Here is a 14,392-nt window from a genome sequence, read left to right as displayed (position 1 = left end):
AATAACTCACGGATGTTAGCATTATGTAGGGCAAAAATGTCAATTGGATAAAAAAACGGACCTAAAGGTCCGCTTTTTTTAGTAAGAATTGTTAACTAGGCTGTGTTTTACAGACTTAGTCTGCTTCGTCCATCCAGCACATGATAACGGCTTCTAGAATCTTTTCATTAGAACGGTTTGGCTCATCGTCAAACTCATCTAACTCCATGATCCATTGATGAAGATCGGTAAAACGCACTGTTTTTGGATCGACATCTGGAAACTTGTCACAAAGTTCAATCGCGATATCGCGAGAATCTGTCCATTTCATTGCTCATCTTCCTTTTGCTTCTTCCCTATATTGGGAAGATAGTTTTAGTGATCTTCTGAAGCGTGGTTTAGTGTGTATTTAGGAATTTCTACCACCAAGTCTTCATCAGCAATTCTCGCCTGACACCCTAGGCGTGACTCAGGCTCTAGACCCCACGCTTTATCTAGCATGTCGTCTTCTAGTTCTTCACTTTCTTCTAGTGAATCAAAACCTTCACGGATGATTACGTGGCAGGTAGTACACGCACATGACTTCTCACACGCATGTTCAATACCGATACCGTTTTTTAGCGCTACGTCTAGAACGGTGTCACCAGAGTTTGCTTCCAACACTGCACCTTCTGGGCACAAATCGTCGTGTGGTAATACAATAATCTTAGGCATAACTACTTATCTCTTATATATCGTCTACTGATTGACCTGACAACGCAGCTCGAATCGATTTATCCATACGGCGTGATGCGAAATCTTGGCTCGCTTTATCGGTATCTTTAATGCCTTGCTCTATCGCATCTGCATCATCACCATTACGCAGCTCAATCAAGGCTTCGATGGCTTTAATCAAGTTTTGTTTCTCTTGTTCTGATAGTAAGTCATCACCATCAGCTTGCATCGCTGCAATCAAACCTTCTATCACTCGGTCGGCTTCAACACGCTGCTCAGCTAAGGCACGAGCTTGCATGTCTTCTTTTGCGTGCGTCATTGAATCACGCAACATATCCGCCACTTCATTGTCACTTAAGCCGTAAGAAGGTTTTACTTGAATCTCTGATTGAACACCAGTGCTCTTCTCCATTGCCGTAACAGAAAGAAGGCCATCTGCGTCAACTTGGTAAGTCACGCGAATATGTGCCGCACCCGCTGCCATCGGAGGAATACCTTTTAACGAGAAGCGAGCAAGTGAACGACAGTCATCAACCATTTCACGTTCACCTTGTACCACATGAACACTCATCGCCGTTTGGCCATCTTTGAATGTGGTAAATTCTTGCGCACGCGCAACGGGAATCGTAGTGTTGCGGGGGATGATCTTCTCGACCAAACCACCCATGGTTTCAATACCGAGCGACAGTGGAATCACATCAAGAAGCAACATTTCAGAGTCAGATTTGTTACCCGCTAGGATATCAGCTTGAATACCCGCACCGATTGCGACGACTTCATCTGGGTTAATGCTTGTCAGTGGTGTACGGCCAAAGAATTCGCCAACCATTTCTCGTACAAGCAATGTGCGTGTTGAGCCACCGACCATGACTACTTCAAGTACATCTTCCGCATCTACATCCGCATCTTTCAGCGCACGGCGGCAAGACATCAGGGTTTTCTTCACTAGCGGACGAATCAGATCTTCGAACTGCTCGCGAGTCACGGTGCCTTTCCAACCAAAAACGTCAACGTCAACACTGTCTTGCTCAGAGAAAGCAATCTTAGCTTCAGTAGCAATGTTCAACAGTGTACGGTTCTTTTCTGCAGAAAGCGGAGCTTCTAGACCCGCTTGCTCCATTAAATAATCGGCAAATAGATGGTCGAAGTCGTCACCGCCTAATGCAGAATCGCCACCTGTTGCTAATACTTCAAATACGCCTTTCGATAAACGTAGGATAGAGATATCAAAAGTACCGCCACCTAGATCGTAAACCGCAATCACACCTTCTTGACCAGAGTCTAGGCCATAAGCAATTGCCGCAGCGGTTGGTTCATTAAGTAGACGGAGAACATGAAGACCAGCTAATTTCGCCGCATCTTTTGTACCTGCACGTTGCGCGTCATCAAAGTAAGCAGGAACGGTAATAACGACACCAGCTAACTCACCACCTAACGTATCTTCAGCTCGCTTACCCAATACTTTTAGGATGTCCGCAGATACTTCAATCGGGTTTTTGTCACCTTGAGGTGTTTGCAGAATTGGCAGGCCGTTTTCACTCTCTTTAAAACGATAAGGAAGTGAAGAGTAACGGGACTGAATGTCCTTTAATGAACGACCGATCAAACGTTTTACAGAGATAATCGTGTTCTCTGGTTCAAACTCTGCTTTGGCTTTGGCTTCGTGGCCGACCGTTAACGTTTCCTCAGCGTAATTAACGACTGAAGGTAAAATAGTACGGCCCTGCTCGTCCGCAAGTGGAGTTGCATCGCCGCTACGTACAGAAGCAACCAAAGAGTTGGTAGTACCTAAGTCGATACCCGCTGCTAACTTATGCTCATGAGGTGCCGAGCTTTGGCCCGGTTCTGCGATTTGAAGTAGTGCCATGATAGGTCCTTGTCACGCTTACTAGCCGAGGAGTTTGTCTTCGACTAGCTCAATTTCGTTCTTTAGTTTGGCAATGAATTTTAGCTTACGAACTCGGTCTGCGGCTTCAGCCCATAGACCATCATCAAGCTCTTGCTCGACGCTTGCCAGATGCTGTTTGTACATTTTGCTGACCTTAGAGTCGAAGTCAAAAAGCGCCGATTCAGGATCGGACTTGTCAGCAATCTCTTCCAGTTCTTCGCGCAGTTCCATTTGCTCCATTAAGAACATCGGATCTTGCATTGTTTGCTGTTCACCTCGGATCTCAACACCTTGCTCTGCGAGGATATACTCGGCGCGAGAAATAGGATTTTTCAGAACTTGATAGGCATCGTTGATTTGCGCCGCCTTTTGCACCGCCATCAAACGGTCACGTTCTGAGCCCGTTGCAAAGTTATCCGGGTGGAAGCGTTTTTGTAGTTCTCGGAACTGAGAAGAAAGAAGGCTACCATCCAGCTTAAACTGACTTGGTAGCCCAAATAATTCAAAGTGATTCATTAAGTTCGGGTCCTAGTAAAGCCTTCCGGACTCGTTTGCCCAGAAGGACAATCAATTAGACGTTGAAGCTTTCACCACAACCACATTCACTTTTCGCGTTAGGGTTGTTGAATTCAAAACCTTCATTCAACCCTTCTTTCACGTAATCCAATTCAGTACCATCTAGGTACACTAAGCTCTTTTGATCGATGATAATTTTCACTCCAGAGAGTTCAAATACTTCGTCTTCTTCATTGAGTTCATCAACAAACTCAAGTACGTATGCCATGCCGGAACAACCAGTCGTCTTCACTCCAAGACGTAAACCGATACCTTTGCCTCGGTTATCTAGGAATGCTCTTACGCGACTTGCCGCTGATTCTGTCATTGTGATGGCCATACTGCACCTTAGTCTGTCTAAATTTCGATTGGAATGGGAGCGTCAAAGCTCCCATTATATTACGGAATAATTATTCTTGGTGTTTTTTCTTGTAGTCAGCAACCGCTGCTTTGATTGCATCTTCAGCAAGAATAGAACAGTGAACTTTCACTGGTGGAAGCTCTAGCTCTTCAGCAATCTCAGAGTTTTTAATTGCTGCCGCTTCATCAACTGACTTACCTTTTACCCACTCAGTTACTAGTGAGCTTGATGCGATTGCACTACCACAACCGTATGTTTTGAACTTCGCATCTTCGATGATACCTTCAGGTGTCACTTTGATTTGAAGCTTCATTACGTCACCACACGCAGGAGCGCCAACCATGCCGCTACCTACTGATGGATCTTCTTTATCGAATGAACCAACGTTACGTGGGTTCTCGTAGTGATCAATTACTTTTTCGCTGTATGCCATGATAAATTACCTCGAATCCTCTATTTCAATCCCTGAGATTAATGGTGAGCCCATTCAACAGTGCTCAAATCAATCCCTTCTTTGTACATATCCCATAGAGGAGACATGTCGCGTAGCTTAGTCACTGCAACGCGGATTTGTTCAATTGCGTAATCAATTTCTTCTTCAGTCGTGAAACGACCAAACGAGAAACGAACCGAGCTGTGAGCCAATTCGTCATCCATGCCTAGGGCACGAAGAACGTAAGAAGGCTCAAGGCTTGCAGACGTACAAGCACTACCAGAAGATACCGCTAGATCTTTAAGCGACATTAGTAGTGATTCACCTTCTACGAATGCGAAACTGATGTTTAGGTTGTGTGGTACACGCTGCTCAAAGTCACCGTTTACCGTCACTGCTTCTAAGTCTTTCACGCCATCAAAAAGACGGTTACGAAGCGCTAAAGCATGATCGTAATCTTTTTGCATGTCTTCTTTTGCAATGCGGAATGCTTCACCCATACCTACGATTTGGTGAGTAGGTAGTGTACCAGAGCGGAAACCACGCTCATGACCGCCACCGTGCATTTGCGCTTCAAGACGAATACGAGGCTTACGACGTACGTAAAGTGCACCGATACCTTTAGGGCCGTATACTTTGTGAGCAGAAAGTGAAATTAGATCAACTTTCATCTCTTGAACGTCGATTGGTAATTTACCTGCAGATTGCGCAGCGTCCACGTGGAAAACAATTTTACGCTCACGGCACAGTTCGCCGATCGCTGTAATGTCTTGAACCACACCAATCTCGTTGTTTACATGCATAATAGACACAAGCACGGTGTCATCACGCATGGCTGCTCTAAGCTTCTCTAGATCGATCAAGCCATTTGATTCTGGCTCAAGGTAAGTCACTTCAAAGCCTTCACGCTCAAGTTGACGACATGGGTCAAGAACGGCTTTGTGCTCTGTTTTACAAGTGATTACGTGCTTGCCTTTCTTCGAGTAAAAGTGCGCAGCACCTTTAATCGCAAGGTTGTCTGATTCTGTCGCACCAGATGTAAATACGATTTCGCGAGGATCTGCATTTAGAAGGTCAGCAATTTGCTCACGAGCAGTATCGACCGCTTCTTCTGCCTGCCAGCCGTAACGGTGCGAACGTGACGCTGGGTTGCCAAATGTGCCATCCATTGTCATGTACTGAACCATTTTTTCAGCAACACGTGGATCAACTGGACATGTAGCGGAATAATCAAGATAAATCGGCAGTTTCATTCTCTACTCCAATGTAAAAAGCTGACCGCTAAGAGCGGACGTTTACACCGATGGGCGCGGCGGTTGTATTTTTGTTTGATAGCCCATGGGTTACCGCCAGATCAATGTCCTGACGATCAGAAATTTCGAGTACTTCATTGTCTGTCATCAACTCACCAAGAGTGATGTTATTCAAAAAGTCACTAATGCGAGAGCTTAGGTCACGCCACAGCGTGTGAGTAAGGCAACGTGTTCCACCTTGGCAATCTCCTTTACCTTGGCATTTGGTTGCATCTACTGACTCATCAACGGCAGCAATCACGGTACCAATAGCGATACTGTGAGCGTCGGCACCAAGTCGGTAACCACCACCAGGACCACGAACGCTGGCAACGAGACCTGCTTTACGCAATTTTGAAAATAGCTGCTCTAAGTAAGAGAGCGAGATCCCTTGACGCTCTGAAATATCAGCCAGAGGTACAGGGTTTTGTTGCGAATGCAGTGCCACATCCAGCATGGCTGTCACCGCATATCTTCCTTTAGATGTAAGTTTCATACCACACCGTATCCACATGGTTTGTAATGGTTAAGATTTTTCCATACCTGAGTAATTTGGTCAAGTATTTATTTGACCATTTTACTCAGGTATTCATCCTTACACCTAAAGTGGTTATTATTCACTCAGAACTTCTTTTCTATCGAAGTCAAAACGCCTCGTAGAATATTAAGTTCTTGGGTTTCTGGTCGAGCACGAGAGAACAAACGGCGCAACTTATTCATCACCTGTCCAGGTTGCTCTTTGTTAATAAACTGGGTCTCAACCATCACCTTTTCAAGATGCTCGAAGAACATTTCGAGTTCTCGATGACGCGGGTATTCTTCCGATTCATTTGGGGAAAACTGGCTTTGCTCTAAGTTCAAGTGTGCAACTCGCACTTCGTAACTGAGAGTTTGTACAGCCATCGCTAGGTTAAGCGAGCTGTACTCAGGATTAGCGGGAATACAAACATGGTAGTGGCACTTTTGTAGCTCTTCGTTTGTCAAACCAGTTCTTTCTCGGCCAAACACGAGCGCAACCGGATGCTTTCGGCCTTCAACTGCAAATTTCTCACCGCATTCACGTGGCTCGAGCATTGGCCATTCTAATGTACGAGAGCGGGCGCTAGAACCCACAACAAGGCCACAATCTTCAACCGCTTCTTCTAATGTGCCGACAATCTTTGCATTTTGAGCAATATCACCAGCACCCGCAGCTAAAGCAAGAGTTTGTTCATCCACTTCACATTGTGGATCGACTAATACTAGTTGGTTTAAACCCATCACTTTCATTGCTCGAGCTGCTGAGCCAATATTGCCTGAATGAGAGGTACCTACGAGTACAATTTTTACTTGATCCAACATCTGTGTTTGCTACCTAAATTAAAACCGAAGAATGTTATCATAGTTTTTTAAGACACCCTAGAGGCAAGCAGACCTCTCTTCTCATTCTTGGTTATTGTTCTCGTCCGCAGTATGATCTGTACACTCAGTCGGCCGCAATTAGAGTAAAAAATAACCACTTCCCTTTTTAATTATCTCTGGTATACTCGCCGCCGCTTTCATTTGTTCTTTAACATCCGTTGGGAAATTCGTATGCATCCAATGCTAAACATTGCTATTCGCGCTGCGCGAAAGGCAGGCAATCATATTGCTAAATCATTAGAAAACACTGATAAAGTAGAATCTACTCTTAAAGGCACTAATGACTTTGTCACTAACGTAGACAAAGAAGCAGAATACATCATCATCGATACTATCAAGCAGTCTTACCCTGAGCACTGTATCGTTGCTGAAGAACAAGGTCTTATCGAAGGTAAAGATAAAGACGTACAATGGATCATCGACCCACTGGATGGCACCACTAACTTTGTAAAAGGTTACCCAACTTTCGCGGTTTCTATCGCTGTTCGTATTAAGGGCAAAACTGAAGTTGCTTGTGTTTACGATCCAATGCAAAACGAGCTATTCACTGCACAACGCGGTGCCGGCGCTCAACTAAACAGTGCACGTATTCGTGTTGCTCAACTAAAAGACCTTCAAGGTACTGTTCTAGCAACAGGCTTCCCATTCAAGCAGAAACAACACGCTGAGTCTTACATCAAGATCGTTGGTGCGCTATTCACTGAATGTGCTGATTTCCGTCGTAGCGGCTCTGCTGCTCTTGACCTTTGTTACGTGGCTGCTGGCCGTGTTGATGGTTACTTCGAGCTAGGCCTAAAACCTTGGGATATGGCAGCAGGTGAGCTTATTGCTCGTGAAGCTGGGGCAATCCTAACAGACTTTGCTGGCGGCACTGACTACATGAAGTCTGGTAACATCGTTGCTTCAAGCGCTCGTGGCGTAAAATCTATCCTTAAGCACATCCGCGAAAACGGTAACAGCGCGATCCTTAAGTAAGATTTGAAAGTCATATATAGCCCGTCACGCTGATGACTTTAGAAAGCCCCGCTCATTGAGCGGGGCTTTTTTATTTCGAACAATCAGCCTGTTTGTAGAAACGGTCGTAGTCAGATAAGTGGTCTATTTTTACGTGCTTAACCTTCCATATTTGTTCCTTCATTAAAAACTGCAGCGAAACCGTGACTGGCTGGTATACATCACCAAAGCCGTTTACAGAAAGACATCCAACTCCTCCATCCTCACTGTACTCTTCAAAGTAAGACAGCTCTGTAACCAAACTTGATGGGATAGATGATAAAAATGGAAATTGATGACCAAATTTTATTGGGTGAGACTTAATACTGTTCAGCTCTTCAATCGATAGATTTGGTCCTGCCATAGCTTCTACCACCTCTATATACTGCATCTTGTATAAATTATTACGTATATCAAGGTAAGTATCGTGGAGTGGACTTGCGATGCAGGGCGTTGAAACACTTAGTAAAACCGGAATAGGTAGAATTCTATTTAGCATAACCAACTAAACCCCAGCTTCACGGAGCGCTTGATCAATTTTACTCGGCTTAAATCTGTACTTACAAAGCCCCCACTCGCACTGCTCTAAAAGCTCACGGACATTTACCTGCCCAGTAACTCCAAAGGAAACAACACCAAAAAGAGAAACACTCCCACTGTATGTCAAAACACCATCACGAGTAGTTTTAAAAGTAACAGAAACGGCTTTTAATTTTATGCCCAGCTCTTCAACCATTTCTTTTGAAACTTCAAACTTAGTAAATCCAAGCTCACCAGATAAAGTTACTTTACCTGACTCATCAACTGCTAACTTGAACCTTTTCCCTCCAGTAACTAGCTTGGTGGTAACACCTTTATTGTGCTTGTAAGAAATCTCTACAAACTTCAGTAACTGTACTTTTATTTCAGCTTGCCTTGACATTATTTCCTCCCGAAATTGTTGAACATACTTCCGATATTCAACTCAATCAAAAAACTACAATTCAAGCTGGAAGTACCTCAAAAAAAAATGAAACTTTCAAATCTATCAGGCATAAAAAAACCGCTGATTGCTCAGCGGTTTTTGTTTTCGGTTCTCAATCTGCCTTATGGCATCTCGTCGAACTCTGCACCTTCTTTTTCTACTTGAGGTGGCATCAAGTGCTCTTTCTGGATACCCAGTTTCAGAGCCAGTGCTGATGCTACGTAGATAGAAGAGTAAGTACCTACAGTGATACCGAGTAAAAGTGCGGTTGCAAAGCCGTGAATCATAGCACCGCCCTGCATGAACAGTGCAATTACCACGAACAAAGTCGTACCAGATGTAATCAATGTACGGCTCAACGTCTGAGTGATTGAGGCGTCCATAATGTCTGAAGGTTCACCCTTACGCATCTTACGGAAGTTTTCACGAATCCGGTCAAATACAACGATGGTATCGTTGAGTGAGTAGCCCACAACCGTCAGTAGCGCAGCTACGATGGTCAGGTCAACTTCAATTTGTAGAAACGAGAAGACACCTAGCGTGATAATTATATCGTGAGCCAATGCCATTACCGCACCAGCCGCTAGACGCCATTCAAATCGCATCGATACATAAAGCAGGATACAGATCAGCGATACCAAGATCGCTAGACCACCAGCTTCTGTTAGCTCATCACCAACGTTGGGACCTACGAACTCAATACGACGCATTTCTACGCTTTCGCCAGTACCATCTTTGATAGCACCAATGATTTGGTTACCTAGCGTTTCACCAGAAACGTCATCACGTGGACGAAGACGGACCATGACTTCACGAGCACTACCGAAGTTTTGTACTGTCGCATCGCCAAAGCCTTTTGAATCTAGTGCTGCACGAATCTCTTCAAGGTTTGCTGGCTGTTCAAAACCTACCTCGATAAGCGTACCGCCAGTGAAATCTAGACCCCAATTAAGCCACTTGGTTGACAAAGTGAAGATAGAAGCAGCAATCATTATAATTGAAAAAACGAATGCTACTTTCGACCAACGCATAAAGCCGATCGTCTTCTCTGCTTTTAGAATTTGAAACATATTAATTCCCAGCCTTAGATCGACAATTTATCAACGCGTTTGCCACCGTAGATCAGGTTCACGATACAACGTGTACCAATAATGGCGGTGAACATTGAAGTTAAGATACCGATAGATAGAGTAACTGCGAAACCTTTCACCGCACCTGTACCGACCGCAAATAGAATGATTGCAGTAATTAGTGTTGTGATGTTCGCATCAGCAATCGTGCTGAATGCATTCGCGTAACCTTGGTGAATCGCTTGTTGTGGACTGCGTCCATCACGAATTTCTTCACGGATACGCTCGAAGATCAGTACGTTCGCATCAACCGCCATACCGACGGTTAACACGATACCGGCTATCCCCGGAAGCGTCATGGTAGCGCCTGGAATCATCGACATAACACCAATGATAAGCACCAAGTTTGCCATTAGAGCGATGTTTGCAATCAAACCAAAGCCGCGGTAGTAAAGCAGCGTAAATAGCATTACGGCAACCATACCCCAGATACATGCTTGGATACCCATATCGATGTTTTGCTGGCCCATTGATGGACCAATGGTACGTTCTTCAACGATAGAGATAGGTGCAATCAGTGCACCAGCACGTAGTAAAAGTGCTAGGTTGTGTGCTTCTGCAGCAGAGTCGATACCTGTGATACGGAAGTTACGACCAAGAGCCGATTGAATCGTTGCTTGGTTGATGACTTCTTCATGCTTATCCAGAATAACTTTGCCTTCAGGCGTACGACGGCCACTGTCTTTGTATTCTGCAAACACGGTAGCCATTAGCTTACCAATGTTCTTCTTAGAGAACGCAGACATCTTATTACCACCTTCGCTGTCTAGCGAGATGTTAACTTGTGGACGACCATATTCATCAACACTTGAGCTTGCATCTGTGATGCTTTGACCGCCAAGAATAACGCGCTTCTTAAGCACAACTGGGCGACCATCACGGTCCATCTTGATTTCACTACCTGCTGGTGCGCGACCATTTGCCGCTGCCGATAGGTCAGCTTTATCATCAACTTCACGGAATTCAAGCGTTGCCGTAGCTCCGAGAATTTCTTTTGCACGAGCAGTATCTTGAACACCAGGCAGTTCAACTACAATGCGACTAGCACCTTGACGTTGAACCAATGGTTCCGCAACACCTAGTTCGTTGACACGATTACGTAAAATCGTAATGTTTTGCTCAACAGCATAGTTACGGATCTCTTGTAAACGTTGCTCAGTAAAGGTTGCAGTAAGAGCGTAACGGCCATTTGAATCAGAATCGACAAAAATCATGTCCGGGTGATTCTTTTCTAGCGTTGCTTTCGCTTCTGCTAATTGCTCTTCGTTACGCAACAACACTTCTACCGCTTCTTTTCCAGAAGGGCGGATTGCACGGTAACGAATCTTGGCGTCACGAAGTTCGCTACGGAAAGCTTCTTCTTGTTGACCAACAAGCTTTTCCATCGCTGCATCCATATCCACTTCCATTAAGAAGTGAACACCACCGCGAAGGTCAAGACCTAGCTTCAATGGTGACGCGCCAATCGCTTCTAGCCAATCGGGTGTAGAAGGTGCAAGGTTAAGTGCAACAATTGTGTCTTTGCCTAGCGCTTCGCTGATGACATCACGAGCACTGATTTGTGTGTCAGTGTCGTTAAAACGAACAAGAATTGATCCATCTTCGAGAGCAATGGATTTATGAGAAAGTTGCTCTTTGTTAAGAGCAGTAGTGACAGCATCCAGCGTTGACATATCTACAGAGGCGCCACGCGCCCCTGTAACTTGAATAGCCGGATCTTCACCGTAGATATTTGGAAGTGCGTATAACGCAGCGGTGATGATGGCAAAAAGCACCATCAAGTACTTCCATAATGGATAACGGTTTAGCACAGCGAGGATCCTTTAGCTGTTTTATAGAGACTTAAGCGTACCTTTTGGTAGCACTGCAGTGATGAAGTCTTTCTTGATTACTACTTCATTGTTCGCGTTAAGCTCAATTGAAATGTAGTCATTGTCTTCAGCAATCTTAGTGATTTTACCCACTAGGCCACCGCTAGTTAAAACTTCGTCGCCTTTGCCCATAGAAGCCATTAGGTTTTTGTGTTCTTTTACGCGTTTCGCTTGTGGGCGGTAAATCATGAAGTAAAAGATCACTGCGAACATGCCAAGCATGATTAGCATTTCAAAACCACCGCCTGCTGGCGCGCCTTCTGCTGCTGCGTGAGCCTGAGAAATAAACATTAAAACATCCTCATTATATTTTATTGATAATCAAACAAATTGGGCTTTCGCATTTTAGATTCAAGTCTGAGAGTAACTAATAGAGATCGCTCTCTCAAAAATAACGTGCGTTAGCCTACTTTATTAGCAAAAGCCTCTGGCGACATGCCAAAGGCTTTAATTCTTTTAGTTTTTCAATTACTGCTCTTTTGCTAGTGGTGGCACTTCACGGCCACGACGCTCATAGAACTCAGTAACAAATTCATCGAAGCGATCTTCATCAATTGCTTTACGAATGCTTTCCATCAGACGCTGGTAGTAACGCAGGTTATGGATTGTATTCAAGCGAGCGCCTAAGATTTCATTACAACGCTCTAAATGGTGAAGGTACGACTTGCTGTAGTTTTGACAAGTGTAACAGTCACAATGCGGATCCAATGGTGTTGTATCCGTTTTATGTTTCGCATTACGGATCTTGATCACACCACCAGTCACAAATAAGTGACCATTACGTGCGTTACGCGTTGGCATTACACAGTCAAACATGTCGATACCACGACGAACACCTTCAACCAAATCTTCTGGCTTACCAACGCCCATCAAGTAGCGAGGTTTGTCTTCAGGAAGTTGAGGACAAGTATGCTCAAGAATACGGTGCATGTCTTCTTTAGGCTCACCTACTGCCAAACCACCAACCGCATAACCGTCAAAACCGATTTCCGTTAGACCTTTTACCGACACATCACGTAAATCTTCGTAAACACCACCTTGAACAATACCAAATAGGTTGTTCGGGTTTTCTAGCTTCTCGAAATGGTCACGTGAACGCTGTGCCCAGCGTAATGACATTTCCATCGATTTCTTCGCTTCATCGTGTGTCGCTGGGTAAGGCGTACACTCGTCAAAAATCATAACGATGTCAGAGCCCAGGTCTTTTTGAATTTCCATCGACTTTTCTGCGTCCATGAAAATCTTGTCACCGTTTACTGGGTTACGAAAGTGAACACCCTCTTCAGTGATCGTACGCATCTTACCAAGGCTGAATACTTGGAAGCCGCCTGAATCAGTAAGAATAGGACCGTGCCAGTTCATAAAATCGTGCAGGTCACCGTGCATTTTCATCACTTCTTGACCAGGACGTAGCCACAGGTGGAACGTATTACCTAGCAGAATTTCTGCACCAGTACCTTTTACTTCTTCTGGTGTCATACCTTTAACGGTACCGTAAGTACCTACTGGCATGAACGCAGGAGTTTGAACAGTGCCGCGTTCGAAAGTCAGTTGACCACGACGTGCATTGCCGTTTTTCTTCTTAAGATCGAATTTTAATTTCACGATGCCTCCGGGTGTCAGAGAAACAGTCTGACTGAGTGTTTAGGGCTCTACCCTACTTTAAGGAGCGGTCGCTTTTCCTTGCGAGAGACAAAGCAATGGATACTTTATTTCCTAGCTTACTGCTAGCACTCGTAAATCTACTTTTAACTACGCCGTTTTCTTCTTGATGAACATTGAATCGCCATACGAGAAGAAACGATATTTGTTTTCCACCGCGTGCTTGTAAGCATTCATGGTGTTCTCGTATCCAGCAAATGCACTCACCAACATGATCAGTGTTGATTCAGGCAAGTGGAAGTTTGTGATCAAGCAATCCACCAGCTGATATTCGTAACCAGGGAAAATAAAGATTTCAGTATCGCCAAAGAATGGGGCCAGCTCAGTCCCTTTTTGCAATGCGTCTTGCGCTGCACTTTCAAGTGAACGCACAGATGTGGTACCAACAGCAATAATTCGTCCGCCGCGCGCTTTCGTCGCTTTAATTGCTTCGACGACTTCTTGTGGTACTTCTACGTACTCGGCATGCATGTGGTGATCGTTGATATTTTCCACTTTTACCGGCTGGAATGTACCCGCCCCAACGTGCAAAGTAACGTAAGCAAACTCTGCACCTTTCGCTTTGATTTTCTCCAAGAGAACATCATCAAAGTGAAGGCCCGCTGTAGGTGCCGCAACCGCACCTGGCTTTTGATTATATACCGTTTGGTAACGCTCTTTATCTGCATCTTCGTCTGGACGGTCGATGTAAGGAGGAAGCGGCATATGGCCGATTTCTTCCAGAATTTCTAGTACCGTCTTATCAGAACTAAATTTCAGTTCAAATAAAGCATCATGGCGTGCAACCATTTCTGCTGAATATTCATCATTCTCGCCAACAATAATGGTTGTACCTGGTTTTGGTGATTTAGAGCAACGAACGTGCGCGAGGATGCTTTTCTCATCCAACATGCGCTCCACCAGCACTTCTAATTTACCGCCCGATTCCTTGCGGCCAAAAAGACGAGCAGGAATAACACGAGTATTATTAAACACCACTAAGTCACCGGGTTGAACTTGGCCCAATACATCAGTAAATGTGCCATCAATGAGCTCTCCGGTATTGCCGTCCATTTGCAGCAGTCGGCTAGCGGTACGCTCTGGTTGAGGGTAGCGAGCGATGAGTTCATCTGGAAGGTCGAAATGGAAATCTGATACTTGCATGTTACT

17 protein-coding genes are annotated in these 14,392 nt (G+C 44.7%); 1 reads left to right on the top strand and 16 read right to left on the bottom strand.

Annotated features, from left to right (window positions below; translation table 11 throughout):
- Window positions 1–115: 115 nt before the first annotated feature.
- From iscX to trmJ, 9 genes are all read right to left on the bottom strand, one after another.
- A complete protein-coding gene (gene iscX / locus R7Q09_RS15835; RefSeq protein ID WP_005381711.1) occupies window positions 116–310 on the bottom strand; it encodes a Fe-S cluster assembly protein IscX in 195 nt (64 codons plus the stop codon).
- Window positions 311–354: 44 nt separating this feature from the next.
- Complete coding sequence (gene fdx, locus R7Q09_RS15830) at window positions 355–693, bottom strand: ISC system 2Fe-2S type ferredoxin (protein ID WP_005381713.1); 339 nt, start codon at window positions 691–693, stop codon at window positions 355–357.
- A 13-nt stretch (window positions 694–706) separates the two neighbouring features.
- Window positions 707–2,560 (bottom strand): Fe-S protein assembly chaperone HscA, encoded by a 1,854-nt coding sequence (gene hscA / locus R7Q09_RS15825; RefSeq protein ID WP_318070978.1) that lies wholly within the window; start codon window positions 2,558–2,560, stop codon window positions 707–709.
- Window positions 2,561–2,581: 21 nt separating this feature from the next.
- Window positions 2,582–3,097 (bottom strand): co-chaperone HscB, encoded by a 516-nt coding sequence (gene hscB, locus R7Q09_RS15820; protein ID WP_033905803.1) that lies wholly within the window; start codon window positions 3,095–3,097, stop codon window positions 2,582–2,584.
- Window positions 3,098–3,152: 55 nt separating this feature from the next.
- Window positions 3,153–3,476, bottom strand: coding sequence for an iron-sulfur cluster assembly protein IscA (gene iscA / locus R7Q09_RS15815; RefSeq protein WP_005381717.1), 324 nt, complete (start codon window positions 3,474–3,476; stop codon window positions 3,153–3,155).
- A gap of 70 nt (window positions 3,477–3,546) precedes the next feature.
- A complete protein-coding gene (iscU, locus tag R7Q09_RS15810) occupies window positions 3,547–3,930 on the bottom strand; it encodes a Fe-S cluster assembly scaffold IscU (protein WP_005381718.1) in 384 nt (127 codons plus the stop codon).
- 38 nt (window positions 3,931–3,968) lie between these two features.
- Window positions 3,969–5,183, bottom strand: a complete 1,215-nt coding sequence (locus R7Q09_RS15805; RefSeq protein ID WP_005381719.1) for an IscS subfamily cysteine desulfurase — start codon at window positions 5,181–5,183, stop codon at window positions 3,969–3,971.
- A 28-nt stretch (window positions 5,184–5,211) separates the two neighbouring features.
- On the bottom strand, window positions 5,212–5,718 hold the full coding sequence (gene iscR / locus R7Q09_RS15800) for a Fe-S cluster assembly transcriptional regulator IscR (RefSeq protein WP_005381720.1): 507 nt from the start codon (window positions 5,716–5,718) through the stop codon (window positions 5,212–5,214).
- Window positions 5,719–5,843: 125 nt separating this feature from the next.
- Window positions 5,844–6,563, bottom strand: a complete 720-nt coding sequence (gene trmJ, locus R7Q09_RS15795; protein WP_005383693.1) for a tRNA (cytosine(32)/uridine(32)-2'-O)-methyltransferase TrmJ — start codon at window positions 6,561–6,563, stop codon at window positions 5,844–5,846.
- 231 nt (window positions 6,564–6,794) lie between these two features.
- Here trmJ and suhB point away from each other — a divergent pair, with 231 nt between their 5' ends.
- A complete protein-coding gene (suhB, locus tag R7Q09_RS15790) occupies window positions 6,795–7,598 on the top strand; it encodes an inositol-1-monophosphatase (protein WP_005381722.1) in 804 nt (267 codons plus the stop codon).
- A gap of 70 nt (window positions 7,599–7,668) precedes the next feature.
- On the opposite strand, the gene R7Q09_RS15785 is transcribed toward suhB, so the two are convergent.
- The 7 genes from R7Q09_RS15785 to queA form a co-directional block, all read right to left on the bottom strand.
- Window positions 7,669–7,980 (bottom strand): hypothetical protein, encoded by a 312-nt coding sequence (locus R7Q09_RS15785; protein WP_017633920.1) that lies wholly within the window; start codon window positions 7,978–7,980, stop codon window positions 7,669–7,671.
- A gap of 141 nt (window positions 7,981–8,121) precedes the next feature.
- Window positions 8,122–8,538 carry a hypothetical protein gene (locus R7Q09_RS15780; protein ID WP_017633921.1) on the bottom strand — a complete coding sequence of 139 codons (417 nt, stop codon included), beginning with the start codon at window positions 8,536–8,538 and terminating at the stop codon, window positions 8,122–8,124.
- A 164-nt stretch (window positions 8,539–8,702) separates the two neighbouring features.
- On the bottom strand, window positions 8,703–9,650 hold the full coding sequence (gene secF, locus R7Q09_RS15775; protein ID WP_005383689.1) for a protein translocase subunit SecF: 948 nt from the start codon (window positions 9,648–9,650) through the stop codon (window positions 8,703–8,705).
- A 14-nt stretch (window positions 9,651–9,664) separates the two neighbouring features.
- Window positions 9,665–11,521, bottom strand: coding sequence for a protein translocase subunit SecD (secD, locus tag R7Q09_RS15770; protein WP_005381724.1), 1,857 nt, complete (start codon window positions 11,519–11,521; stop codon window positions 9,665–9,667).
- Window positions 11,522–11,542: 21 nt separating this feature from the next.
- The gene (gene yajC / locus R7Q09_RS15765) at window positions 11,543–11,872 is read right to left on the bottom strand and encodes a preprotein translocase subunit YajC (RefSeq protein WP_005381725.1); all 330 of its coding nucleotides are present in this window, start codon (window positions 11,870–11,872) and stop codon (window positions 11,543–11,545) included.
- Window positions 11,873–12,049: 177 nt separating this feature from the next.
- Complete coding sequence (gene tgt / locus R7Q09_RS15760; RefSeq protein WP_005381727.1) at window positions 12,050–13,186, bottom strand: tRNA guanosine(34) transglycosylase Tgt; 1,137 nt, start codon at window positions 13,184–13,186, stop codon at window positions 12,050–12,052.
- Window positions 13,187–13,333: 147 nt separating this feature from the next.
- Window positions 13,334–14,386, bottom strand: coding sequence for a tRNA preQ1(34) S-adenosylmethionine ribosyltransferase-isomerase QueA (gene queA / locus R7Q09_RS15755; RefSeq protein ID WP_005381728.1), 1,053 nt, complete (start codon window positions 14,384–14,386; stop codon window positions 13,334–13,336).
- Window positions 14,387–14,392: the final 6 nt, after the last annotated feature.

Source organism: Vibrio sp. 2130-1 (genome assembly GCF_033339515.1).
The sequence above is the reverse complement of the archived record's forward strand: the minus strand, read 5'-3'. Positions and strand labels throughout refer to the sequence as shown.

Coding starts and splice junctions, on each gene's coding strand:
- iscR (WP_005381720.1), bottom strand. CDS start 5,718: ATGAAACTTACATCTAAAGGAAGATATGCGGTGACAGCCATGCTGGAT.
- queA (WP_005381728.1), bottom strand. CDS start 14,386: ATGCAAGTATCAGATTTCCATTTCGACCTTCCAGATGAACTCATCGCT.
- hscB (WP_033905803.1), bottom strand. CDS start 3,097: ATGAATCACTTTGAATTATTTGGGCTACCAAGTCAGTTTAAGCTGGAT.
- suhB (WP_005381722.1), top strand. CDS start 6,795: ATGCATCCAATGCTAAACATTGCTATTCGCGCTGCGCGAAAGGCAGGC.
- iscU (WP_005381718.1), bottom strand. CDS start 3,930: ATGGCATACAGCGAAAAAGTAATTGATCACTACGAGAACCCACGTAAC.
- yajC (WP_005381725.1), bottom strand. CDS start 11,872: ATGTTTATTTCTCAGGCTCACGCAGCAGCAGAAGGCGCGCCAGCAGGC.
- trmJ (WP_005383693.1), bottom strand. CDS start 6,563: ATGTTGGATCAAGTAAAAATTGTACTCGTAGGTACCTCTCATTCAGGC.
- secF (WP_005383689.1), bottom strand. CDS start 9,650: ATGTTTCAAATTCTAAAAGCAGAGAAGACGATCGGCTTTATGCGTTGG.
- iscA (WP_005381717.1), bottom strand. CDS start 3,476: ATGGCCATCACAATGACAGAATCAGCGGCAAGTCGCGTAAGAGCATTC.
- hscA (WP_318070978.1), bottom strand. CDS start 2,560: ATGGCACTACTTCAAATCGCAGAACCGGGCCAAAGCTCGGCACCTCAT.
- R7Q09_RS15805 (WP_005381719.1), bottom strand. CDS start 5,183: ATGAAACTGCCGATTTATCTTGATTATTCCGCTACATGTCCAGTTGAT.
- fdx (WP_005381713.1), bottom strand. CDS start 693: ATGCCTAAGATTATTGTATTACCACACGACGATTTGTGCCCAGAAGGT.
- R7Q09_RS15785 (WP_017633920.1), bottom strand. CDS start 7,980: ATGGCAGGACCAAATCTATCGATTGAAGAGCTGAACAGTATTAAGTCT.
- iscX (WP_005381711.1), bottom strand. CDS start 310: ATGAAATGGACAGATTCTCGCGATATCGCGATTGAACTTTGTGACAAG.
- R7Q09_RS15780 (WP_017633921.1), bottom strand. CDS start 8,538: ATGTCAAGGCAAGCTGAAATAAAAGTACAGTTACTGAAGTTTGTAGAG.